Origin of the sequence: Enterobacter sp. SLBN-59 (assembly GCF_024807915.1) — a bacterium.
Taxonomy (GTDB): domain Bacteria; phylum Pseudomonadota; class Gammaproteobacteria; order Enterobacterales; family Enterobacteriaceae; genus Enterobacter; species Enterobacter asburiae_B.
In genome coordinates this window covers 4,551,345-4,575,494 of record NZ_JANUFI010000001.1, presented here as the reverse complement: position 1 = coordinate 4,575,494, position 24,150 = coordinate 4,551,345, and the positions used below count along the sequence as shown (strand labels likewise).

The following is a 24,150-nucleotide window of genomic DNA, read 5'->3' as shown; positions in this document are numbered from 1 at the left end:
CCTCACCCCGGCCCTCTCCCAAAGGGAGAGGGTGTTTTTAGTTCCCTCTCCCTTTGGGAGAGGGTTAGGGTGAGGGAAAACTACCCCTCCGGCTTAAACTGCGGGTTCGCCAGCATAAAGCCCCCGTCGACAATAAACGATTGCCCCGTCGTGTAGCTGGCGTCGCTGTCGCACAGCCATGCCACCAGGCTGGCTATCTCTTTGGTGCGGCCCGGCCGCGCCAGCGGGATTTCCGGCATTGAGCCTTCCTTCACTTCGCTGTCGTCCATGTCGTTCATCGGTGTGGCAATGGCGCCCGGCGCGACGGCGTTCACCAGAATGTTGTGCTTAACCAGTTCCATCGCCATGGATTTGGTTAACCCGCCGAGCGCGTGTTTTGCCGCCGTGTAGGCGCTGGCCTCCGGCAGCGGCGTGTGCTCGTGCACCGAGGTGATATTCACAATCCGCCCCCCTTCCCCCTGCTTCACCATCTGCCGGGCGGCAATCTGCGAACAGAGAAACGCGCCGTCTACGTCGACGGTGAAAATGTTCCGCCAGTCGTCAAACGGCATCTCAAGGAACGGCGCTTTGGTCATCGCTCCGGCATTGTTAACCAGCACGTCCAGCCGACCAAAACGCGCAATCAGCGTTTCAATAGCCTTTGCGCCTTCCGGCAGCGCGCTTAAATCAAGATGGATAGCCTCTGCGCGCTGCCCCTGCGCTTCAACTTCGCGGCAGGTTTCCAGCGCCCCTTTTTCATCCGAGTGCCAGGTGACGCCAATATCAAACCCGCGCTCTGCGAGCATCAGCGCCGTGGTTTTACCAATCCCGGAATCCGATGCGGTCACTATCGCTACTCTGGTCATACTCACCTCCTGAAAAACTGCAAAGAGGTAAGTATAGATAATGACCTTTTTTAGCCATGATGATAGCCGCCGCCCAGCGCCGAGGTGAGCTGCAGCGTGGCGTCGACATACTGGCCTTTCAGCAACAATCCGGCGAGGTCTTCCCTGAGGGCCGGGATCCTGGCTTCACTGACCCGCGAGCCCGCAACGATCCCCGCGCTGAAGCGCGCCTGCGCCAGCGCCACAACCCGCGCCGCATCTTTTTCGACCTGCTGCTGATGGCGGTTCTTCGCCGTCAGCGTTTCGACTTCGCTGGCCGTGCGCGCCACCTGATTGACCGCTTCGACCACCGCTTTGTTGTAGTTCGCGACCGAGAGATTGTTCTGCGCCTGGGCGATATCCAGGCTGGCGTTCAGCCTGCCGCTGTCGAAGATCGGCAGCGTCAGCCCGGCGGTCACGCCCATCTGCTGCGCTGAAGCGCGAAACAGATCGCTCAGATGGAGGGCATCCTGCTGTAAGAACGCCATCAGGTTCACGTCAGGATAGAAAGCCGCTCTGGCGGCCTCCACCTCGCTCATGGAGGCTTCGATATACCAGTGCGCCTCCTGAAGATCCGGACGGCGTGCAAGCAGTTCATAACCGAGCGTCGGCGGTAGCGCGGCGTCAACCGTCGGCAGCGCATGCCGCGTAAGCGTTACGGAGGAAGAATTCGTCAGCGCGACCAGACGCGCCTCAACGGCTTTCATCTTCCCGTTGACTTCTGCCAGCTGTTCTTCGGTTTTGTTGGCGTCGATATCGGTTTCCACCCCTTCAACGGACGAGGTGATCCCGTGCTGATACAGTTCGCGGTCGGCGCCGATAATATTGTCCTGCTCATGTTTGATCTGCGCGAGAAGCTCCCCCGCTGCGGCCTGAGTTTGCCACTCCCAGTAGAGCCGCGCCACGCTGCTGGCCAGCAGCTGGCGGGTCTGCTCCAGCTCCGCTTTTTGCGCATTCACTTTGCCAATCCGGGCCTCGACCCGGGCGCGATTTTTTCCCCACAGATCGAGATCCCAGCCTGCGGTCAGCCCAAAGGTGCCGTTGGTGTACCACGGCCCGGTGGTGCCTGCAGCCGGGTCGGTAAGGGCGAAAGGCCCCATCAGCCCTTCGGCGGACATTTTCTGGCGTTCCGCATCGGCGGAAAAATCAATCTGCGGACCGTCAGCGGCCATTGCGGCTTTGGCCTGGGCTTCGGCAAGCGTAATGCGCTGACGGGCAATCTGCATATCCGGCGCATCGCTCAACGCTTTCGCAATCAGCCCGTTAAGCTGGGGATCGTTATACGCTTTCCACCACTCATTCTTCGGCCAGTCCTGATGATTCAGAACCGTATTCACCGACGCCGCAGCGGTTTGCGTTTTAATGGGAGACACCGTGGCATGTTCAGGCGCACAGGCTGCCAGAATAAAAGCGAAGGGTGAGCTCAGAGATAAAATAAGAGAACGTTTCATGACGCCATACACTCAAAAAAAATAAAGGCGCACGTTACGCTCGATATCGTTCATTTTTTTAGTAACGCGTGGCAATCCGCAAATTGTCATACATTTTAATACCCGGAAATTTATTCCCAAAGAGAATGATTAAATTCAATGCATTCACGCCAAATATAAATACGCTGCTACACTTATTCAGGACATACATGAGCGGGAGAAAGGAATGAAAATATTACTGTGGGTTATTTTAATTATATTTCTGATAGGGCTCTTAGTGGTTACCGGCGTATTCAAGTTGATTTTCTGATCTATTTGCCCGGCTCAGATCCGGGCAACGTCATTAATATCAGACTTTCAGCGAAGCCCCTTTCGTGGCAATCACCTCTTTATACCAGTAGAAACTTTTCTTACGGCTGCGCGCCAGCGTGCCGTTACCGCTGTCATCGCGATCGACGTAAATAAAGCCGTAGCGCTTGGAGAGTTCAGCTTTAGACGCGCTCACCAGGTCGATTGGCCCCCAGCTGGTATACCCCATCACCTCAACGCCGTCGTCAATGGCTTCACGCACCTGCACCAGGTGGTCGTTAAGGTAGCTGATGCGATAGTCATCCTGCACCACGCCGTTCGCATCCGGTTTATCTTTCGCCCCGAGGCCATTTTCCACGATAAACAACGGCTTCTGATAGCGATCCCAGAGCACGTTTAACAGGGTACGCAGGCCGATGGGGTCAATCTGCCAGCCCCATTCGGAACTTGCCAGATGCGGGTTTGGCACCATGCTCAGGATATTGCCGCGCGCCTGCTGGTTGAGGGCCTCATCCGCGGTAACGCAGCCCGTCATGTAATAGCTGAACGAGATAAAATCGACGGTCGATTTCAGCGCCTCGCGGTCGTCATCCGTTACCTCAAGCTGAATACCATTGTCGCGGAAGAAGCGCTGCATATACCCCGGATAGGCGCCACGGCACTGCACGTCGCCAAAGAATTGCCACGCGCGGTTTTCCTGCAGCGTCTCCAGAACATCTTCCGGCTTGCAGGTCAGCGGGTACATCAGGCCACCCAGCAGCATGTTGCCGATTCTGGCATCCGGGATAATCTCGTGGCAGGCCTTCACGGCCAGCGCGCTGGCCACCAGCTGGTGGTGGATCGCCTGGTACACCTCACCTTTGCTGCTGGTTTCAGGCAGGCCCACGCCGGTCATCGGCGCGTGCAGAGACATATTGATCTCGTTGAAGGTCAGCCAGAGCTTCACCTTCTCCTTGTAGCGCGCAAACACGGTGCGGGCGTAGCGCTCGAAGAACCCAATGGTCTGGCGGCTGCCCCACCCGCCGTACTGCTTCACCAGCCCCCACGGCATTTCGTAATGCGAGAGCGTTACCAGCGGGGTAATGCTGTGCGCGGCCAGCTCGTCAAACAGCTGGTCGTAAAACGCCAGCCCCGCTTCGTTAGGCTGCAGCTCGTCGCCGTTCGGAAAAATGCGGGTCCAGGCAATGGAGACGCGCAGGCAGCTAAAGCCCATCTCAGCGAACAGTTTGATGTCTTCCGGGTAGCGGTGATAGAAGTCGATGGCGACGTCCTTGATGCCGCTGTCGCCCGCCACGCGCTCAACCACCGGGCCGAAGACACCCTGCGGCTGAACGTCCGAGGTGGACAGCCCTTTCCCCTCCTCCAGATACGCGCCTTCTACCTGATTCGCGGCAACCGCGCCGCCCCATAAAAAATCGTCCGGGAAAGTTTTCATCACGTTCTCCTGTTATTGATGGCTTACGCTGAGTAACGGCGCACCGGCACTGACGGACGTTGCCGCCACGGTCACCACGTCACGATACTCATCGCTGTTATTGATAATGATCGGGGTCGCCAGGTCGTATCCGGCATCGATAATCGCCTGTCGGTCAAACTCCAGCAGCAGATCGCCGGGCTGCACCCTGTCGCCCACCTTCACGTGGGCGGTAAACGGCCTGCCGTCGAGCTTCACGGTATCGATCCCCACGTGAATCAACACTTCAATTCCGCTGTTGCTGAGCAGGCCGATGGCGTGTTTGGTCTGAAACAGCGAGGCCACCACGCCGGCAAACGGGGCCACCACTTTGTTATCCGAGGGAATAATGGCGGCGCCGCTGCCCAGCAGGCCGCTGGCAAACGTGGTATCCGGCACCTGGTCGAGCGCCAGAACGGTCCCGGTCATCGGGGATAAGACATCGTTTTCCCCTGCCGTAACCGCAGCTTCCGCCTCTGCGCGTCCCGGCATGCCCGCCACCAGCGTCATGCCGCAGCTCAGCACCAGCGCTACCGCGGTGCCGATCACGCCGCCCCACAGCGTGGCGTTTACCCCACCCGGCGGAATCATCTGGGCGATGGTAAAGATATTGGCGAAGCCGAAGGAGTAAACGTGGGTATCGCTGAAGCCGACAATCGCGCCGCCGATAGCCCCCGCCACGCAGCCAAAGATAAACGGACGACGCAGCGGCAGGTTTACGCCATACACAGCGGGTTCGGTGATACCGAAAATCCCTGCCGTAACGGACGACCCGGCCAGCATTTTCTGACGGGCATCGCGGGTACGCAGGAAGATCCCCAGCGCCGCCCCCACCTGGCCAAACACCGCGGGCAATAGCATTGGCAGCATGGAGTCATGCCCCAGCACCGCCAGGTTGTTAATCATCAGCGGCACCAGCCCCCAGTGCAGGCCAAAAATAACGCAGACCTGCCACAGCGCGCCCATCGCCGCGCCCGCCAGCCACGGTGCCAGAACGTAAATGCTCTGATAGCCGTTCGCCAGCATCTGGCTCAGCCAGGTCGCCAGCGGCCCGATAACGAGGAAAGTCAGCGGCACGGTCACGCCCAGACAGATCAGCGGCGCGAAGAAGTTTTTCATCGAGGAAGGCAGCAGCCTGGTGCTCTGCTTTTCCAGCCAGCAGCTGACCCACGCGGCGAGAATAATCGGGATCACCGACGAGCTGTAGTTAAACCAGGTGACGGGAATGCCCAAAAAGGCGTCCGATACCGCGCCCGGCTGCTGGCTGGCGTTAAACGCCGCAATCATCATCGGATGGGTGAGCGCCCCGCCGATGACCATGGTAATAAACGGGTTGCCGCCGAATTTTTTCCCGGCGGTATAGCCCAGCACCAGCGGGAAGAAGAAGAACAGCGCGTCGCTGGCGGCGAACCAGATTTTATAGGTGCCGCTCTCGGTGCTGAGCCAGCCGCACACCACCGCCAGCGCCAGCAGCCCTTTCAGAATACCGGACGCGGCCAGAATGCCGATAAACGGGGTAAAGATCCCGGAGACAATGTCAATCAGGCGGCCCAGCAGATTCCCTTTTTCGCCCCTCTCTTCCACGACGGGCGCGTCATCGGTAAGGCCTGCCTCATGGCGCACCGCCTGCCAGACGTCGTGGACGTGGTTGCCAATCACTACCTGAAACTGGCCGCCGCTTTCGACCACCATGATGACGCCCGGTTTTTTCTTCAGCCCTTCCGCATCCGCCCGTTGATTCTCTTTCAGTTTGAAGCGAAGCCGGGTCGCGCAGTGTACAAGACTGACGATGTTCTCTTTTCCGCCAACGTGGCCGAGAATATCCTTCGCTAAAGCCTGGTATTCCATCTCGATTTCCTTACATCCGATGCCTGCAGGCACCTGTTGACTGAGTACAAAAAATAAAAAAACCCGAGAACGACCTTCTGACGAAGGCCGCGCTCAGGTTTTGCCTGCGTGATGCAGTAACAATCCTGTTTTGAGGCTTAGCGCCCCTCTTTTCTCACCCGCTCGATATGAATAGCGAGGAACATAATTTCTTCGGTCGTCAGCTCGCGCTGATAGCTTTTGTTCAGGTGCTGGGCGATTTTCTCGGCGCATTTCCACGCTTTCGCGTAGTTGTCTTTTACTGCCGTATGCAGCGAGACATCGTCATCTTCCACCACGGTGCGGGTCAGCATCCGCTGGGCAAAAAACTTCAGATGAGTGACGAAACGCTGATAGCTGAGCGACTCTTCATCGTACTCAAGCTGCAGCTGATACTTCACCAGCTGCAGGATCTCCTGCATCACCCGCGTCACGTGCATCACTTCCGGCATTTCGCTGTTCAGCTGCGCGGTGACCAGATGCAGCGCGATAAACCCGGCCTCATCCTCTTCCAGCTCGACGTTCAGGCGTCTGGCAATAATGGCCCGCGCCTCCTGCCCTAATTCGAACTCCTTCGGATACAGCCGTTTAATATCCCACAGCAGCACGTTTTTGATGGCCAGCCCGTTCTTCTGCCGCTCAATCGCAAAGTAGCAGTGGTCGGTGAGGGTGATATACAAACTCTCCTGCAGCTTGCCCAGCCGCTGCGCCGCCAGCCCGATGATACGGTCGCAGGTGGTCATCACTTCCAGCGGAATTTGACTCAGCAGCTCGCCAAGTCGACGCACCAGTTCATCGCTTTGTAACGCAAACACCTTTTCAACCAACGCGGTATCCAGCGCTTCGCCGACGCGCTTCTGAAAGGCCAGCCCACGGCCCATCACCACCTGTTCGCGCCCGCGCTCATCCTGAACAACCACCACGTTATTATTGAGTATCTTGGCGATTTTCATCTGAACCCCAGAAACAAAAAAACCTGACCTCCGGCAGATGCCAGAAAATCAGGTTTTGCCTGCCTAAGCAGTAACAATCCAGTTCTGGCACTCTATCAGTTTCATTCATAGCCTCAATGCATCACGCATCAGAAACGTGACGCGGATCGAACTTGCTAGAACGTCACGACAGTTTTCAGCTCCGTCACCCAGGCATCCTGGGTGCGACTGACCCCGCCGGGATGGTGCCAGTACTGAATGCCCGGCTGCAGCTCCAGCCACGACACCGGACGGAAGCGATAATAAAACTCGCCGTTCAGGGAATGGCCCGGCACCGGATGATACGCCGGATTGTTGTCATCGCTAGCGCCGCTCAGGCTGTTCAGATAACGCTGATTGCGGGCGTAGTGGCTGCTCATATCAATCCAGGTCAAGCCAAAGCCAATCCAGTCTTCCGGTCGCGCGTCAAACAGCCCGCGGTAGCGCAGCGAGGCGGCGTAAACCTGGTGCATGTAGTTGGTACTCTGATCCGCAAGGCTCATGCTGAAAGAGGTGCTCAACCCGCGATTCGGGTCATCCTGATGCTGCGTAAGCTGCTGGTTCAGCCCGGCGTACATGAACCAGGTCCGGCTGTGGGTATCAAAGCCGTTCGGGTCCGTCGCGCCCGCACCGCCGGATTTGCCGCGATAAAGATCGGTTTGCGGCGCGTTGGTAAACACCACGCCCAGGTTGTACGCGCCCGGCAGGCCGTTAATCAGCGGACGCGCTTCGATTTCAACCGGCAGTAAAACCCCTTTGCTGCCCTTCGTCGACCAGCTCCACGCGTGGCTGCGGCTGGAGGCCTCGGGATTTTGCTCCATCACGCCGCCCTTCAGGGTCAGCGTCGGCGTTAATTTATACGCAAGCGTGGTGCCCCAGGTGTGAACGTTCCAGTTGTTCCACGTCAGCGAGTTGGCTGACTTCCCGCCGCACTGCGACAGGAGCTGGAAATCACAGGGGATGATTTGATCGAAGGTCTGTACCTTGTTCATCATCCCGATGCGCCAGGTCAGACGCCGGTCGTCAAAGCTGCGGGCAAAGGTCAGCCAGCCCAGACGGGTAATCGACTGCCCGCCCCAGCTCTCCTGGGTCAGGTCGTTAAAGTTGACGCGAGGGTCCTGCACGCGTTTGGTGGTGAGGTCGTCATTGTGGTTACGGTTGACGATGTTCCCTTCGATACGCGCATCCGGGATACCGGTCCAGCGCTCAAGATCCTGGCTGAAGGTCAGCGCAAACTGGTCGATATAGGCCACGTGGGAGTCGTGGTTATAGCCACCGCCTCCGTTCCAGCCAATTTCATTCAGATATCCGAGGTTATAGGTAAAACCGTTATGGTTGAGGATTTTACGTATGCCGAGCATTTCGCCCAGAACAGGCTCCGGAGGAGCTTCAAAGCCTAATACCGTTCCGTTCCAGTCCTGCGCCACCGACAGCGGGGATATCGTCAATAAGGCGAGCGCATAGAGTTTATTTTTATATGCCATGATAACAACCTGTGATTGAGTATTTTGTGCGTAACCGGTCGCAGGAAATTTTTCTATTTCCTGTCGATATTTCATTTTTTTAAAATCAGTAAAAAGCGCTAAGCCAAATTTCTCTCCTGCGTAAACGAGAGGCAAAAAAAAACCTAAGCGCTCCACAGCGAAAATGCTGTGAAACGCTTAGGTTTTGCCTGTTAACCAGTAACAATCCTGCGTTGAAAACAGTGGCACCTTAACACCGTCGCGCCACGTTGAAAACCAGAACGGTTTTCTGGTTTAAAAAAGTGTGAGCAATTTAACGCTTATTATTTTGACTGAATTACCCGGGCAATATCAGACGAAGTCTGCAATGTCCGAATTTCCTGAAATAATCCCAGCGCTTCATCGTACTCTTTGCGTAAATAGCTCAGCCACTGTTTAATTCGCGCGACGTGATACAAACCGGTGTCGCCCTGCTTTTCCAGTCGGCTGTATTTTTGCAGCAGCGTGACGACGTCTGCCCACGGCATTCGCGGCTCGTTATATTTCACCACCCGGCTGAGGTTCGGCACATTCAGGGCGCCGCGACCGATCATCACCGCATCGCAGCCGGTGGCCTTCAGACAGGCCTGCGCGCTCTCGTAGTCCCAGATTTCACCGTTGGCGATGACCGGAATGGTGAGGCGCTTGCGGATCTCACCGATCGCCTGCCAGTTAATGCGCTCGGCCTTGTAGCCATCTTCTTTGGTGCGGCCATGCACCACCAGCTCGGTAGCCCCGGCCTGCTGCACCGCATCGGCGATTTCAAACTGCCGCGCGTCGCTGTCCCAGCCCAGGCGCACCTTCACCGTCACCGGCAAATGCGAAGGCACGGCCTCACGCATGGCTTTCGCGCCGCGGTAAATCAGCTCAGGATCTTTCAGCAACGTCGCCCCGCCGCCGCTGCCGTTCACCAGCTTCGACGGGCAGCCGCAGTTGAGATCCACCCCGTAAGAGCCCAGCTCAACCGCGCGGGCGGCGTTTTCCGCCAGCCATTCGGGATACTGGCCGAGCAGCTGAATACGCACCAGCGTGCCGGAAGAGGTCCGGCTCTGGTTGTGCAGCTCGGGGCACAGGCGGAAGAAGGATTTTACCGGCAACAGCATATCGACCACGCGCAGAAATTCCGTCACGCAGAGATCGTAATCGTTCACCTCGGTCAGAAGCTCGCGCACGAGGGAGTCGAGCACGCCTTCCATTGGGGCCAGTAAAACACGCATAGCAGTACCTGTGAAAAAAGACGCGCTATATTAGCCGCTCTCTATATCGCTGGGAAGCGCTTCTGTTCAGGGAGAAAGTCAGCCGGCGTTGCCCCCACAATGGCGCGAAACGCCGCCGCAAATGCCGCCTGCCCGGAAAACCCCAGCATCCAGGCCACCTGCTTAACCGGGTATCCGTTGGCGAGCAGGTCCAGCGAGGCACAAATCCTTGCGCGCTGTCGCCAGGCCCGGAAGCTAAAGCCGGTATCTTTGATAAAGGCGCGTGAGAATGTGCGTTCAGACATCGCGGCCTGTTCCGCCAGCCTGTCCATCGAAACATCCCAGAGATTGCTGGCAATGATGTCACAGGCAACGCGATGTAACCGCTCATCCACGGGCATCGGTAATTCGGCCGAAATCTGCTGCGCCTCGCTGAGGATTTCGAGCAGCAAAACGGCCATGCTGCGCTGGCTGGCTGGCCGGTATTGCGCACTGAACAGCCCGGCGATCAGCTCTTTGAACAGCGCTGTCGCCATAATCACGTGAACCTCTTCTTTCCGTTTAAAAGATCCGCATTGCGATATCAGCGTGGGGCTAAACCAGACCGCGCGAAGCTCCGTTGCGGATAACACGCTGTAGGTGTGTTCCTGAAAGGGAGGGATCCAGAGCGCGCGCTGTGGCGGTATGACCCAACGCTTATTGCCGGTTTGGACCAGCATCACCCCTTTGATGGCAAACAAGAGCTGCCCCTGTGGATGCCGGTGAGGGGGATCCACTTCGCCGCGCGTATAGCTAATTGCCCCTCTGGACCATCCGATGGCATCGTCATGAATTGGCGTTTTATCGATAACGGTTGGCATTTTACATTCCTCCCTTCCTCTTATGATGCTGCTTGTACACGTAACCGGAGAGAGACGCAATGCACATTCATTTTATCATTCATGAACATTTCGAAGCGCCAGGCGCATATGAAATCTGGGGGAAAAATCGCGGCTGTAGTATGAGCTACTCCAGAGTTTATCAGGGCGATCCGTTACCCGAGGATCTGCAGAGCACAGACTTGCTTATCATTATGGGAGGCCCGCAGTCACCTGCCACCACGCTTAAGGAGTGCCCCTGGTTTGACGCGCAGGCGGAAATGCGGCTCATCGGCCGCGCAATAGAGGCAGGTAAAACGGTGATTGGCGTTTGTCTGGGCTCGCAGCTTATCGGTGAAGCGCTGGGCGCAGCGTTTTGCCATAGCCCGGAAAAAGAGATCGGCAAATTTCCCGTCAGGCTCACAGAGGCAGGCAAGGCGAACCCGCTGTTTGAGGATTTTGGCCACGAGCTGAACGTCGGTCACTGGCATAACGACATGCCAGGGTTGACGCCGCAGGCTAAAGTGCTGGCTTACAGCGAGGGCTGCCCCCGTCAGATCGTGCAATATGGCGAACGGGTTTACGGTTTTCAGTGTCATATGGAACTGACGCCGGAGGTGGTTGAGCTGCTGATTGAACATTCGCAGAACGATCTCCGCCGCGCGGCTGAATTTCGTTTTGTCGAAACGGCGGAAAAACTTCGCTCGCATGATTATCGCGAAATGAATCAGGTGCTGTTTTCTTTTCTGGATAAACTCGCCGCCCAACGCGAGGCCTGACTCAGAGGCATTTCTCTGGCTCGTCACTTCGCCACCGCACGCCCTTTCCTCTAAACTGTAGCCTGCCCCTGTGCGGTGATACCAGACGTTCCATTCTGGAATGTCTGGTATGCTCAAATTTCATGATGTGATCCGTGGCACATTTTTGGGTTTAATTGTATGATGAATGCGTTTCAGCAAGGACTATCACCATGAGCAAATCATTGAACATTATCTGGCAATATCTGCGCGCATTCGTCCTGATTTACGCCTGCCTGTACGCCGGGATTTTCATCGCGTCGCTGCTGCCGATTGTTATTCCCGGCAGCATTATCGGTATGCTGATCCTCTTCGTTTTGCTGGCGCTGCAAATCCTGCCTGCAAAATGGGTCAATCCGGGCTGCTTCGTCCTCATTCGCTATATGGCGCTGCTTTTCGTGCCCATCGGCGTCGGGGTCATGCAGTATTTTGATTTGCTCAAAGCCCAGTTCGGCCCGATTGTGGTCTCCTGCGCGGTCAGTACGCTGGTGGTTTTCCTTGTGGTGAGCTGGAGTTCGCATCTGGTGCATGGCGAACGTAACGTGGTCGGGGAGAAAACAAAAAAATGATGGCCAATATCTGGTGGTCGCTGCCGTTAACCCTGGCGGTGTTCTTCGCCGCGCGCAAGCTTGCCGCACGCTTCAAAATGCCATTGCTGAACCCGCTGCTGGTGGCGATGGTGGTGATTATTCCGTTCCTGCTGCTCACCGGCATTCCCTACGAACGCTACTTTGCCGGCAGCAAAATTTTAAACGACCTGCTGCAGCCTGCCGTTGTGGCGCTCGCCTTTCCTTTATACGAGCAGCTCCATCAGATCCGCGCCCGCTGGAAATCCATCATTACCATCTGTTTTGTGGGCAGCCTGGTGGCGATGATCACCGGCACGTCGGTGGCGCTGTTGATGGGGGCCTCCCCGCAAATTGCCGCCTCTATCCTGCCTAAATCGGTGACCACGCCTATCGCGATGGCGGTCGGCGGCAGCCTCGGCGGGATCCCGGCCATCAGCGCGATGTGCGTCATTTTCGTCGGTATTCTCGGGGCGGTGTTTGGTCATACCCTGCTGAACGGGATGCGTATTCACACTAAAGCGGCACGGGGGCTGTCGATGGGAACAGCTTCCCACGCCCTGGGCACCGCCCGCTGCGCGGAGCTGGATTATCAGGAAGGGGCGTTTAGCTCCCTGGCGCTGGTGATCTGCGGGATTATCACCTCCCTGCTGGCCCCGTTCATTTTCCCGCTGATTCTGGCGGTGATGGGCTAAAATTTGCGATGCGTCGCGCAAATTTCATTTTGATTTCATAAGTTGCATACATAATGAGAAGTGGATCACATATAAAGCCCTGACGGCTCCGTAAACTACCGATCCATTAACCTTTATGAGGCAAACGCCATGCACCCACGTTTTCAAGCTGCTTTCGCCCAGCTTGCAGAGAATTTGCAGTCAGCCCTGGCTCCCGTTCTGGCAGATGCACACTTCCCCGCCCTGCTGACCACGGAGCAGGTCACGATGCTGAAACAAGCAACGGGACTGGACGAAGACGCGCTGGCTTTCGCACTGCTTCCTCTGGCTGCCGCCTGCGCGCGGGCCGATCTCTCCCACTTTAACGTCGGGGCCATTGCGCGCGGCGTCAGCGGAACCTGGTACTTCGGCGGCAATATGGAGTTCCTGGGCGCGACCATGCAGCAAACGGTTCACGCCGAGCAGAGCGCCATCAGCCACGCCTGGCTGCGCGGTGAAAAAGCCCTGAGCGCCATTACCGTTAACTACACCCCCTGCGGCCACTGCCGTCAGTTTATGAACGAGCTGAACAGCGGGCTGCAGCTGCGCATCAACCTGCCGGGCCGCGCGCCGCATACGCTGGGGGATTATCTGCCGGACGCCTTTGGTCCGAAAGATCTGGAGATCAAAACGCTGCTGATGGACGATCAGGACCACGGTTACGCCCTGTCCGGCGATGACCTGAGCCAGGCGGCCATTCGCGCGGCCAACAAAAGCCACACGCCGTACAGCAAGTCCCCGAGCGGCGTGGCGCTGCAGTGCCGCGATGGCCGGATATTTAGCGGCAGCTACGCGGAAAACGCCGCGTTTAACCCAACCCTGCCACCGCTGCAGGGCGCGCTTAACCTGCTGAGCCTGAACGGCTATGACTTTCCGGACATTCAGCGCGCTATTCTGGCAGAAATTGCCGATGCGCCGCTGATCCAGTGGGATGCCACCGCCGCGACGCTTAAAGCGCTGGGCTGCACGACGATTGACCGCGTACTGCTTGCGTAATCCTTCCGGCGGGCAGAAATGCCCGCCAGTTTGCTGAAAAACCCCTCAGTTGAGTCGCTGTTTCTTGCGCTAACCAGGCGGGTAAAGTAGCCTGAGTTAAATTTCATCCACGAACGAGCCATCTCCATGTTAAAGCGCGTTTTTTACAGCCTGTCTGTCCTGGTCGGCATACTGCTGTTGATCGTGCTGGGTCTCGACCGCTGGATGAGCTGGAAAACCGCCCCCTACATCTTTGATGACCTGCAGGACCTGCCCTATCGTCAGGTTGGCGTGGTGCTCGGCACCGCCAAGTATTACCGCACCGGCGTGATCAACCAGTATTACCGTTACCGCATTCAGGGCGCGCTGAACGCCTACAACAGCGGCAAGGTGAACTACCTGCTGCTGAGCGGCGATAACGCGCTGCAAAGCTACAATGAACCGGTGACGATGCGTAAGGACCTGATTGCCGCGGGCGTGGACCCTGCCGATATCGTGCTCGACTACGCCGGATTCCGCACCCTGGACTCCATCGTGCGCACGCGTAAAGTCTTCGATACCAACGACTTCATCATCATTACCCAGCGCTTCCACTGCGAGCGCGCGCTGTTTATCGCGCTGCATATGGGCATTCAGGCGCAGTGTTACGCGGTGCCGTCGCCAAAAGATATGCTGAGCGTGCGCGTGCGCGAGTTCGGCGCCCGTTTTGGCGCCCTGGCCGATCTGTATATCTTCAAACGCGAACCGCGCTTTTTAGGCCCGCTGGTTCCGATTCCGGCGATGCACGAAGTGCCGGAAGACGCGCAGGGTTACCCGGCCGTCACGCCCGAGCAGCTGCTGGATATGCAGAAAAAGGAAAAATAACAGGACCGCCTTTATACTTTCTTTACGCCGGGCCTGACGCTTTTTATCCCCCCTTTACGTCGGCTCTTTTAAGCTGAGTTCACTGCCGCTACGGCTTCGTTGAAGAATAACTATGAACTCAATAATGAATGCGTTTTTCCTCAAAAGTCTCCGCCCGTATTTTAACTTTCCCGGTTTATCACTTCCTGGCGCACTCAATTCCGGTCTCTGGCTTGATGAAAAAATTGACGCCCTGCAGCACAACATTTCAGTGGAAGTGGCAGATTATCTGGAACGCTACCCCCAGACGAAACACATTGACGTTTACCTGAACGATATCAACGGCACGATGCGCGGCAAGCGTCTGTCGGTGGAGAGCATGCTGAGCCTGGAAAAAGGCTGTTATTTTCCCCTTTCGGTCTACTCGATGGATCAGAAAGGAAAAATCGCCGCCCCGCTGCATGATGAGCCGGACCGACTCTGCGTTCCTGTCGCCGGCTCCCTGCGCCCCTGCCCGCAAGATCCGCAGCACAACGCGCAGATCCTGCTGACGATGAAAGACAGCGACGACACCCCCTGCCCGCTTGAGCCGCGCGTGATACTGCAGAACGTGCTGGCCCGCTTCCACCAGCACGGCCTCTTCCCGGTGATTGCCCCGGAAATCGAGTTCTATCTGACGGGGCATGACGATCGGGATCCGCAAAATCAGGGCTGTTTTCACATGGATACTACGACGGCCCATGCGGCACTGTTTGACGAGCTGGAACAGCTGGCGCACCTTCAGCGCATCCCGCTGTCCGGGATCGTGGCGGAAGCCGAGTCTGGTCAGTACGAATTAAACCTGAAGCACAGCCATCGCGTCGTTGAGGTCTGCGATAACGTGCTGGCGCTTCGTCGCCTGACCCGTTACGTTGCCGAAAAGCACGGCCTGCAGGCCAACTTTATGGCGAAGCCTTTCAGCCAGCTGTCCGGCAGCGGTTTGCACTTCCATTTCAGCCTGAACAATCGTCACGGCGAAAACGTCTTTGCTTCTCCGGTGAACGCGCTTAACAGCATGATGCGTTTGTGCATCGCGGGGCAGCTGGCGCTGATGCCCGCCTCTGTCGCCATTCTTGCGCCGGGCGTTAACGCGTTTCGTCGCCTGCGTAAAAACCTGGCGGAGCCCGTATTTAACTCCTGGGGCTATAACACCCGCTCCGCCGCCCTGCGTATTCCCTGCTCGGATGACCGCAACCGTCGTATCGAGTACCGGCTGGCCGGGGCCGATGCCAATCCCTATCTGGTGGCAGCCACTATCCTGACCGGCATGCTGTACGGGCTGGAAAAGACCGACGACGAGGATTTGCCCGAACCGCAGCACGATCGTCCCGAGCTGCCGCTGTTTCAGCAGGAGGCGATTGAGACCTTTGCCCGCTGTCAGTACCTCACCGACAGCCTGGGCGACGCCTTTTCCGAACAGTGGGTCGCCTGCAAGCTCTCTGAACTCGACTGGTTTGAGCGCATCGTGACCCGAGAGGAGTCCCAGCTGGCATAAGGCATAAAAAAGCCCGCTCGGTGAGCGGGCCGGATAATGCGAGGAGCAATTACTTCTTACGCGCGTACTTCAGTGAATCCAGCGCAACCGCGAAGATAATGATGGCGCCTTTGATGATGTACTGCCAGTACGGGTTCACGCCGATATAGGTCAAGCCGTAGTTGATGACGGTGAAAATGATCACACCGGTCACCACGCCCAGTACCGTACCCACGCCGCCGCTGAAGGAGACGCCGCCCACCACGCAGGCTGCGATCGCATCCAGCTCGTACATGAAGCCGAGGTTGTTGGTTGCAGAGCCGATACGGCCCGCTTCCAGCATCCCGCCGAAGGCGTAGAACACGCCGGACAGGGCATAAATGATGAGCAGGTTCAGGGCAACGTTCACGCCGGACACTTTCGCCGCTTCCGGGTTACCGCCGATTGCGAAGATGTTTTTACCAAAGCGCGTTTTGTTCCACAGGATCCAGACGAAGGCCACCGCAATCAGCGCATAGAAGGTGATATACGACAGGCGGAAGCTGCCCAGCGCGATGAACCCTTGCGTAAAGGTCGAGAAGCCGCTGTCAAAACCCGAGATTGGGGAAGCACCGACAAAGTCGTAGTACAGGGAGTTGATACCGTAAACGATGATCATCGTACCCAGCGTGGTGATAAACGGCGTCACGTTCAGGTAGGCGATAATGATACCGTTGATCAGACCTATCACCGCACCGATGGCGCAGACAATCAGGATCACCACGAAAATCGGCATGGTGGCCATTTCCGGGAAGACCTTGTTGGCATTTTCCATCGACTGCAGCAGGGTTGCCGCGATAACCGCCGCCAGACCCACCTGACGACCGGCAGAAAGGTCCGTCCCCTGGGTCACGATCAGACCCGCCACGCCCAGCGCAATGATAATACGCACGGAGGACTGGGTCAGAATGTTACTCAGGTTCAGCAGGCTTAAGAACGTAGGGTCCTGGAAAATGATGATAGCCAGCAGTACTAAAAGAACAACGTAAATACCGCCTTCTTTCAGGTAAGTGAGAAAACTTTTTTTATTTAACGCACTCATGAGGAGCCCCTGATCTTAAAGGTGCAAAGACGCAAGACGCAAAATTTCGTTTTGCGTTGTCGTTTTGGTGTCAACAATACCGGCAACGAGACCATTGCTCATAACCAGAATACGATCCGTGATCCCTAACAATTCCGGCATTTCGGAAGAAATAATAATGATCCCTTTATTCTTTTTCGCCAGCTCGGCAATCAGCTGATAAATTTCAAACTTCGCGCCGACGTCAATACCGCGGGTCGGTTCATCCAGCATCAGAATTTCTGGCTGGGTTAATAACCAACGTCCGATAATGACTTTCTGCTGGTTACCGCCTGACAGAGAACCAATTTGGGTGCGGTGTCCTGGCGTTTTCACGCGCATGGAGTCAATAACCCATTGGGTATCGCTCTTCATGCGGGAGTTATCCAGCAGCCCGACTTTGTTTTTGTAATTGCGAATGTTAGAAATTAACGAGTTAAAGTTAATATCCAGATAGGCATAAATACCGGTCGAACGACGCTCTTCCGTCACCAGCGCAAAACCATTATTAATGGCTTCGTTGGCGTTGTGGTTGTTAATTTTCTTACCGTGCAGCGTAATAGTGCCTTCGGCTTTCTCACGGATACCGAACAGGGTTTCCACGATATCGGTACGTTTTGCCCCGACCAGACCGGCAATCCCCAGGATTTCGCCCTTGTGCAGGTCGAAGGAGACATCGCGAATAGACGGCTGGCGTAACGAGGTCAGATTACGTACTTCCAGGATCACTTCGCCCGGCTTGTTTTCTTTGTCCGGGAAGCGCTGGTTCAGGGAACGGCCGACCATCATGGCGATGATCTTGTCCATGTCCAGCCCTTCCAGCGGCTGCGTGGCAATCCACTGACCGTCGCGCAGAATGGTAATCTCATCGCACAGCTGGAAGATCTCTTCCATTTTGTGGGAGATATACACAATGCCGCAGCCGCGATCTTTTAGCTTACGAATAATGGTAAAAAGGTGATTAACCTCTTTTTCCGTTAATGACGATGTCGGTTCGTCCATGATGACGATTTTCGCATCATAGGAGAACGCTTTGGCGATTTCGATCATCTGCATCTGGGAGACGGATAATGTTCCCACGCGGGCGCGCGGGTCGATATCAATATCCAGCTCATCAAAAATCGCTTTGGTGTCGCGATACATTTTGTCCTGATCGACAAAGACACCCTTGGTTGGATAACGCCCCAACCACATGTTATCCATGACTGAACGCTGCAGCACCAGGTTTAATTCCTGGTGAACCATCGAGATACCGTTTTCCAGTGCTTCTTTCGCTGAATGGAAATCGATCTCTTTCCCCTGAAAAAGAATGCTGCCAGAATCTTTTTGATAGATCCCAAAAAGACATTTTAATAATGTTGATTTACCCGCACCGTTCTCCCCCATCAGGGCATGAATAGAGTGAGGACGAACTTTTAAATTAACATTATCGAGTGCCTTAACGCCGGGAAATGACTTGTTGATACCGCTCATTTCCAACAGGTATTCACCGGATGACTGAGTATTTGTGCTGACCATAATTATACCTTGTTGGCCTCGCATATCGCGTTATAAAAGGGCGCAACGAATTGCGCCCAGTGGAGACAGTACCGCTAACTTATTTACCGATAAACTCAGCCAGGTTGGACTGGTCTACGCCCACGTAAGGTACGCGAACGATTTTGTTTTCAATTTTCCAGCTGGTGCCATCAGCCGCGCCTTTGCCATCGGCCAGGTTTTTCGCCAGATCGAAGGTGGCTTTCGCCTGGTTGTTGGCATCGTTCAGAACGGTACCGGCCATCGCACCGGATTTAACCAGCGCCAGCGCTTCTGGCAGCGCATCCACGCCGAACACAGGAATGGAGGATTTGTTGTGCGCTTTCAGCGCTTCTACCGCACCCATTGCCATCGCATCGTTGTTGGCGATAACCACTTCGATTTTGTTCGCGTTAGGGCCGGACAGCCACGCGTCCATCTTATCTTTCGCCTGAGCGGTATCCCACATCGCGGTATCTAACGCCAGCTGCTGGGTTTTCAGACCCTTGTCGTTCAGCTCTTTGATAACGTAGGTGGTACGGGCTTCAGCATCCGGGTGGCCGGGTTCGCCTTTCAGCAGCACGAACTGAATCTGACCGTCTTTGTTCAGGTCCCAGTTCGGGTTCGCCGCCCAGTGTTTCGCGATCAGATCGCCCTGAATAATACCGGACTCTTTGGAGTCGGTACCGACGTAATACGCTTTGTCGTAGCTATCCAGCGCTTTACGGGAAGGTTCTTTGTTGAAGAAGACGATTGGCACGTTCTGGCCGCGCGCTTTTTCAATAACCGTGCCTGCTGCAGCCGGGTCAACCAGGTTGATGGCCAGGGCTTTCACGCCTTTCGCCAGCAGAACGTCGATCTGGTCGTTCTGTTTGGACTGGTCGTTCTGGGAGTCGTTCATCAGCAGCTGAACGTCTGGCGCTGCTTTCGCATCTTTCTCAATCGCTTTACGTACAACAGACATGAAGTTGTCGTCGTATTTATAGATGGTCACACCAATACGGGTATCCGCAGCGTGCGCTGCTGCACCAAAAAGCATGCTTGCCATTACGGCAGACAGGGTCAACACCTTCTTATTCATGGTATCTCCGGTTTTTTTTATGCAGGGTAGTTCTTGTGAATAACGATCGGCGGGCAGGTGTTAATAAAACGTTACTGACAGCCGAAGTTCACTTATAAAATTTCTATCTTCCGTGTTCGGTAACGCTCCAGAAATGCGTTTTATTCGTTGTTTGCGGCACATTGGCTATAGTGAAAGTGAATAATCACCGTTACATAGCGTTTCAGCCCCTAAAACGCTGACATCATAGTCAGCGCCTTGTTAAGATACTGTGAATTTACTCACAGATTGAAAACGGTTACATCACCTGATGTAATCAGTTAGTGATCGGAACCACAATTTGTCGGGCCGCGACGGAGTGCCGACGCACTAAAGTCGGCATGAAACAGTGTGTTGCGCCCGGATCCAGCAGCCCTGCCGCCCCCTGTAACGCCAGCTCAGTCGCCAGTTTCGCCATAGAAGCAATGGGGTAACGCACCGTTGTCAGCTGCGGGTCGGTGTAACGGGCAATCGGAATATCATCAAAACCAATGAGTGATAAATGCTGTGGCACCGCAATGCCGTTATCTTTCAGCGCCGTCAGGGCCCCTGCCGCCATGCTGTCGTTATAGGCAAACACTGCAGTAAGCTGCAGGTTGCGGCCCAGCAGCTCGACCATTGCCGCCTCACCGCCCTGCATGTCCGGTGTACCTGTGCCTGTCCAGCTTTCTGACGGCGTAATGCCGTGCTCTTTCAGGGCGTTTTGCCACCCCTCGCGCCGCAGGTCGTCATCTTCAATATGATGGCTGGAGGCCAGATAGCCGATCCGCTGATGCCCGTTGTTGATGAGCATTTTCGTCGCCATCATGGCGCCGCTGACGTTATCCAGCCCGACGCAGCGATGGGCATAGCCGGGGACGATGCGGTTGATCAACACCATGCCCGGGATCTGATCCATAAAGCCGGTTAGCTCTTCATCGCTCAAGGCTTTTGAATGGACAATCAAGGCGTTACAGCGCTGGCGGATCAGCACTTCGATGGCATGGCGTTCCTTTTCCGCCTCATGATAGCTATTGCCGATCAGGACATATTTCTGATGCTGCTGGGCGACCACGTCGACCGCTTTGACCAGCGCGCCGAAAAAGGCATCCGATACATCCATCACCACCACGCCGATGGTGTCGCTGACCTGCGTCGCAAGCGCCTGGGCATTGGCATTTGGCCGGTACCCGAGCTGGGTCACGGCTTTCATTACGGTTTCACGGGTTTCAGGGCTGACCAGCGCGCTATTGTTCAGCACGCGTGAGACGGTAGCCACAGAAACGCCCGCCTGACGGGCGACGTCACGAATGGTGATCATATTCACCATCCTTCAAAGGATTGCAGCAACTCACAGACACCCCCTGTGTTTAGCAAGGTGGCTATTTTGGCAGCGAGAGAAAGGGGACTACGTGAAGAAGCTCACACTCATGAAAACGCTTACATCCGTTTTGTTAATGATTGTGATCCAGATCGTTATCTGGATGTGTTCCTCAATGATACCCCTGAAGCATGTGCGGTTAACTGACGCCACACCCACTCCAGCGGTCCCTGGCGGAAATAGCGTAGCCAGAGAACAGAAAACGCCAGGTTAATCACCCAGACCGGAATAACAAACGCCAGCAGCGTGAGGCGGTCGAATTTCATAAACAGGCCAAAGCGATAGAAAAGCGTGGTGCATATCAGCGTTTGTAGCAGGTAATTGCTCAACGCCATGCGGCCCACGCAGGCGATAGCGCTGACGATCCACAGGCGGGAAAGCGTTGGCCAGTAGCCATAGATCAGCGCCGCGTAGCCGATGGTCTGGAACGGCGCGCTCAGTTCGCGCGGCACCTGGAGCAGGAACGCGCACCAGCGGTAATCCCAGTGGATATGCCACTGCGTGATTACCGCCGGGAGGTTAATCAGCACGCCGATCAGCACCAGCCCGACACCCGTTCGCCGATAGTGACGCAGGCTGAACTCCCCTTTCAGCCAGCCGGTGCGCATCAGTGACGCGCCCATCAGCATCATGCCCGCCAGCTGCCAGCCGTATTGCGCGCCCAGCGCAAGGAGGTTATCCCCCAGCATATCCGCGCGGTTGCTTATCGCTTCCGTACCGCCCTTCAGCTTCCAGTACTGTTCGTACTGCAGGTTAGCGGCATCCGGTATCCAGGAACGGTTCGTCGCCTCGCCGGAGATCATCCCCAGCAGCAGCAGGACCCCAAGCCCCATGACATAGAGCATCACGCCGGTGTTAAACAGGCTTTTTACGCTGTGCGCATCGCGAATCAGACGCCAGCAGATCAGCCCGACTAGTCCATACGCGAGAAGAATATCGCCGTCCCAAAAGAACAGCCCGTGGATAAAGCCGAGGAGAACCAGCAGCGTCAGGCGCGACTGGATCCAGCGCGTACCGCGTTTGAGGAGGAGTTGCAGACCTGCACCAAACAGCAGGGCAAACAGCGTGAGGAATTTAACCTGCGCGAAGAGATCGAGGACAGCCCAGGTCCAGGCATCACTGCGCGTGATGTCGCCATACCAGGCAGGATTGAGATAAGCCGCCTTCGGCAGGCCGAAGGCGCTGATATTAAGCAGCAGGATACCGAGAATGGCGACGCCGCGAACAAAATCGAGCGTGACGTTTCGCTCCATGGTTCCTGCCCTGTAAGTCTTAGTTGTGGTGACGTACCGCGCGCAGGAACTCCTGACGGGTATTCTGGCTCGATTTAAACAGGCCGCCCAGCGAGGTTGTAGTGGTCGCGCTGGTTGCATCACGCACGCCGCGCGCCTTCACGCAGTAGTGAACCGCGTCGATAGAGACGGCCACGTTATTCGTGCCCAGCAGCGTTTGCAGCGCGGTCAGGATCTGCTGCGTCAGACGCTCCTGCACCTGCGGACGCTGGGCAAAGAACTGCACGATGCGGTTGATCTTCGACAGGCCAATCACCGTATCTTTTGGGATATACGCCACGGTCGCTTTACCGTCGATGGTCACGAAGTGGTGTTCGCAGGTGCTGGTCAGCGTGATATCGCGTACCGTCACCATCTCGTCCACTTTCATCTTGTTTTCAATGACGGTGATTTTCGGGAAGTTGGCGTAATCCAGCCCGGAGAAAATTTCGTCGACGTACATTTTCGCGATGCGGTGCGGCGTCTCCATCAGACTGTCGTCACTCAGATCGAGATTCAGCAGCTCCATGATCTCGGTCATATGACCGGCAATCAGACGCTTGCGGGTTTCATTGTCCAAATCCTGTACGGGCGGACGCAGTGGCGTTTCAAGACCGCGCGCAACCAGGGCTTCGTGGACCAGGGCAGCTTCTTTACTGAGTGATGACATTTTGTTCTCCTGCAGGTGTGGCGTCTTTTGCCCTCGTTGTGGCAAAAGTATGCGCTCATTGTGCGTGAGGCGGCGCACATAATCCAGTATTCACGACGATAATTATTGCAATTGCTGTTGCCTTTCAGCGTGACGATTCCAGACCAGCGCTCCGCCGACGAACAGCGCAACGCCCGCCAGACCCAGCGCGGGCTCCAGCCGGTGGGTAAGCCAGGTTGATAACGCCGAGGTCATCGGGCCAATCAATTGACCAATCGCATACCCGGTGGTGAGCAGGCCTGCCATATAACGCGTATGGTTTGGCGCCAGCTCGCGGCCGTATAAAAGAGAGAGCTGCACGGCACACAAAAAACCGCCGCCCACCAGCAGCCCGCCCGTCAGCAAACCGCCAATCCCCGGCAGCAGCCAGGCCGCCAGCACGCCAGCCCCCTGTAACCACAGCACGATAGCCAGCCTGCGGTTCGCCGTTGAGGTGTGGCGTAAAAGAATACTGAGCGCAATGCCCACCACGGCGGCGATACCAAAAAACGGCCAGACAAACTGGGCGAACAGGCTGCCGGGAAAACGCACCGCCGCCATTTGCGACAGGAATGTCGCCGGGAGGATATAGCCAAACCCGGCCAGGCTGTAGCTCCAGACCAGGCGCTTTAAATCCGCCGTCAGCACCAGCGGCTCCGGCGCGGTGCCGGGGCGATGGAGCTGCCCGGATCGCGGCAGGTAGCGCGCCACCAGCGCAATCAGCACCAGCGCCAGCACGCCGTAGATTTGCCATGCCGCCCCGGCCGAAAGGGATTTCGCCTGGATATAGACGGCGAGCAGCCCGCTCAGGGCAATGCCCGCCCCCGGCCCGGCAAACACGGCGGCGCTCAGGCCCGGTTTACCCAGCTGCCCCAGCCGTTCGTTGGTCCAGGCGGCAATGAGTACCATCGACCAGCCGCTCATGCAGCCAATCACGAAGCGCAGCATGCCGTGCACGACGGCGTTATCCGCCGCCGCGGAGAGCAGCGTCAGCGCAACCGCGCCGGTGATGCCAAGCCAGAGGCGCGTTTCCACAAAGCGGTGCGCGCGCATGGCATCCCATGCGCCCACCAGATAGCCCAGATAATTCATCGCCGCCACCAGACCCGCGCTGGTCAGCGTAAGCTGCCCGGCAGCAATCATGAGCGGCACCTGAGGCGTAAAGGCAAAGCGCCCTATTCCCATCGCCACCACCAGAACGACAAATCCACTGAGCGCAATACGCAGCGCCATGACCGCTCCAATTGTTAAAGAAAAGTAAATT

The 24,150-nt window shown here is 56.5% G+C and carries 20 protein-coding genes and 1 pseudogene; 6 read left to right on the top strand and 15 right to left on the bottom strand.

The window, feature by feature from the left end:
• Positions 1-80: 80 nt before the first annotated feature.
• The 8 genes and pseudogenes from M2422_RS21835 to M2422_RS21800 all read right to left on the bottom strand — a co-directional run bounded on the left by M2422_RS21835 (position 81) and on the right by M2422_RS21800 (position 10,450).
• Positions 81-845: an SDR family oxidoreductase gene (locus tag M2422_RS21835; RefSeq protein ID WP_072196557.1), complete on the bottom strand. Its 765-nt coding sequence runs from the start codon at positions 843-845 to the stop codon at positions 81-83.
• Positions 846-895: 50 nt separating this feature from the next.
• Positions 896-2,314 (bottom strand): multidrug resistance outer membrane protein MdtQ, encoded by a 1,419-nt coding sequence (mdtQ, locus tag M2422_RS21830; RefSeq protein WP_064672832.1) that lies wholly within the window; start codon positions 2,312-2,314, stop codon positions 896-898.
• A gap of 328 nt (positions 2,315-2,642) precedes the next feature.
• Positions 2,643-4,037 (bottom strand): glycoside hydrolase family 1 protein, encoded by a 1,395-nt coding sequence (locus M2422_RS21825; protein WP_064672833.1) that lies wholly within the window; start codon positions 4,035-4,037, stop codon positions 2,643-2,645.
• A gap of 12 nt (positions 4,038-4,049) precedes the next feature.
• Positions 4,050-6,016: pseudogene (gene bglF, locus M2422_RS21820) on the bottom strand (PTS beta-glucoside transporter subunit IIABC).
• A gap of 24 nt (positions 6,017-6,040) precedes the next feature.
• Positions 6,041-6,874 carry a BglG family transcription antiterminator LicT gene (gene licT, locus M2422_RS21815; RefSeq protein ID WP_023616723.1) on the bottom strand — a complete coding sequence of 278 codons (834 nt, stop codon included), beginning with the start codon at positions 6,872-6,874 and terminating at the stop codon, positions 6,041-6,043.
• A gap of 155 nt (positions 6,875-7,029) precedes the next feature.
• Positions 7,030-8,376 (bottom strand): carbohydrate porin, encoded by a 1,347-nt coding sequence (locus tag M2422_RS21810; protein WP_064672835.1) that lies wholly within the window; start codon positions 8,374-8,376, stop codon positions 7,030-7,032.
• Positions 8,377-8,678: 302 nt separating this feature from the next.
• Positions 8,679-9,611 carry a tRNA dihydrouridine(16) synthase DusC gene (dusC, locus tag M2422_RS21805; RefSeq protein WP_045888710.1) on the bottom strand — a complete coding sequence of 311 codons (933 nt, stop codon included), beginning with the start codon at positions 9,609-9,611 and terminating at the stop codon, positions 8,679-8,681.
• Between the two features lie 41 nt (positions 9,612-9,652).
• The gene (locus M2422_RS21800) at positions 9,653-10,450 is read right to left on the bottom strand and encodes a helix-turn-helix domain-containing protein (protein ID WP_064672836.1); all 798 of its coding nucleotides are present in this window, start codon (positions 10,448-10,450) and stop codon (positions 9,653-9,655) included.
• 59 nt (positions 10,451-10,509) lie between these two features.
• Between M2422_RS21800 and M2422_RS21795 the strand changes: the two genes are divergently transcribed.
• From M2422_RS21795 to M2422_RS21770, 6 genes are all read left to right on the top strand, one after another.
• Positions 10,510-11,226: a type 1 glutamine amidotransferase gene (locus M2422_RS21795; protein ID WP_064672837.1), complete on the top strand. Its 717-nt coding sequence runs from the start codon at positions 10,510-10,512 to the stop codon at positions 11,224-11,226.
• Between the two features lie 191 nt (positions 11,227-11,417).
• On the top strand, positions 11,418-11,813 hold the full coding sequence (locus M2422_RS21790; RefSeq protein WP_023312463.1) for a CidA/LrgA family protein: 396 nt from the start codon (positions 11,418-11,420) through the stop codon (positions 11,811-11,813).
• Positions 11,810-12,505 carry a CidB/LrgB family autolysis modulator gene (locus M2422_RS21785; protein ID WP_029740398.1) on the top strand — a complete coding sequence of 232 codons (696 nt, stop codon included), beginning with the start codon at positions 11,810-11,812 and terminating at the stop codon, positions 12,503-12,505. The genes M2422_RS21790 and M2422_RS21785 overlap by 4 nt, the downstream gene beginning before the upstream one ends.
• A gap of 129 nt (positions 12,506-12,634) precedes the next feature.
• Positions 12,635-13,519, top strand: coding sequence for a cytidine deaminase (gene cdd / locus M2422_RS21780; protein ID WP_064672838.1), 885 nt, complete (start codon positions 12,635-12,637; stop codon positions 13,517-13,519).
• Between the two features lie 126 nt (positions 13,520-13,645).
• Positions 13,646-14,362 carry an outer membrane permeability protein SanA gene (gene sanA, locus M2422_RS21775; RefSeq protein WP_008500918.1) on the top strand — a complete coding sequence of 239 codons (717 nt, stop codon included), beginning with the start codon at positions 13,646-13,648 and terminating at the stop codon, positions 14,360-14,362.
• A gap of 124 nt (positions 14,363-14,486) precedes the next feature.
• Complete coding sequence (locus M2422_RS21770) at positions 14,487-15,875, top strand: glutamine synthetase family protein (protein WP_259142626.1); 1,389 nt, start codon at positions 14,487-14,489, stop codon at positions 15,873-15,875.
• A 49-nt stretch (positions 15,876-15,924) separates the two neighbouring features.
• Here the strand turns inward: M2422_RS21770 and mglC are convergent, their stop codons facing one another.
• The 7 genes from mglC to M2422_RS21735 form a co-directional block, all read right to left on the bottom strand.
• On the bottom strand, positions 15,925-16,935 hold the full coding sequence (mglC, locus tag M2422_RS21765) for a galactose/methyl galactoside ABC transporter permease MglC (protein ID WP_008500921.1): 1,011 nt from the start codon (positions 16,933-16,935) through the stop codon (positions 15,925-15,927).
• 15 nt (positions 16,936-16,950) lie between these two features.
• Complete coding sequence (gene mglA / locus M2422_RS21760; RefSeq protein WP_023312467.1) at positions 16,951-18,471, bottom strand: galactose/methyl galactoside ABC transporter ATP-binding protein MglA; 1,521 nt, start codon at positions 18,469-18,471, stop codon at positions 16,951-16,953.
• A gap of 79 nt (positions 18,472-18,550) precedes the next feature.
• Positions 18,551-19,549, bottom strand: a complete 999-nt coding sequence (gene mglB, locus M2422_RS21755; RefSeq protein ID WP_023312468.1) for a galactose/glucose ABC transporter substrate-binding protein MglB — start codon at positions 19,547-19,549, stop codon at positions 18,551-18,553.
• Positions 19,550-19,844: 295 nt separating this feature from the next.
• The gene (gene galS, locus M2422_RS21750; RefSeq protein WP_029740403.1) at positions 19,845-20,867 is read right to left on the bottom strand and encodes an HTH-type transcriptional regulator GalS; all 1,023 of its coding nucleotides are present in this window, start codon (positions 20,865-20,867) and stop codon (positions 19,845-19,847) included.
• A gap of 155 nt (positions 20,868-21,022) precedes the next feature.
• The gene (gene yeiB / locus M2422_RS21745) at positions 21,023-22,180 is read right to left on the bottom strand and encodes a DUF418 domain-containing protein YeiB (RefSeq protein WP_064672840.1); all 1,158 of its coding nucleotides are present in this window, start codon (positions 22,178-22,180) and stop codon (positions 21,023-21,025) included.
• A 19-nt stretch (positions 22,181-22,199) separates the two neighbouring features.
• Complete coding sequence (folE, locus tag M2422_RS21740; RefSeq protein ID WP_023312471.1) at positions 22,200-22,868, bottom strand: GTP cyclohydrolase I FolE; 669 nt, start codon at positions 22,866-22,868, stop codon at positions 22,200-22,202.
• 102 nt (positions 22,869-22,970) lie between these two features.
• Complete coding sequence (locus tag M2422_RS21735) at positions 22,971-24,119, bottom strand: YbfB/YjiJ family MFS transporter (protein WP_064672841.1); 1,149 nt, start codon at positions 24,117-24,119, stop codon at positions 22,971-22,973.
• Positions 24,120-24,150 lie beyond the last annotated feature (31 nt).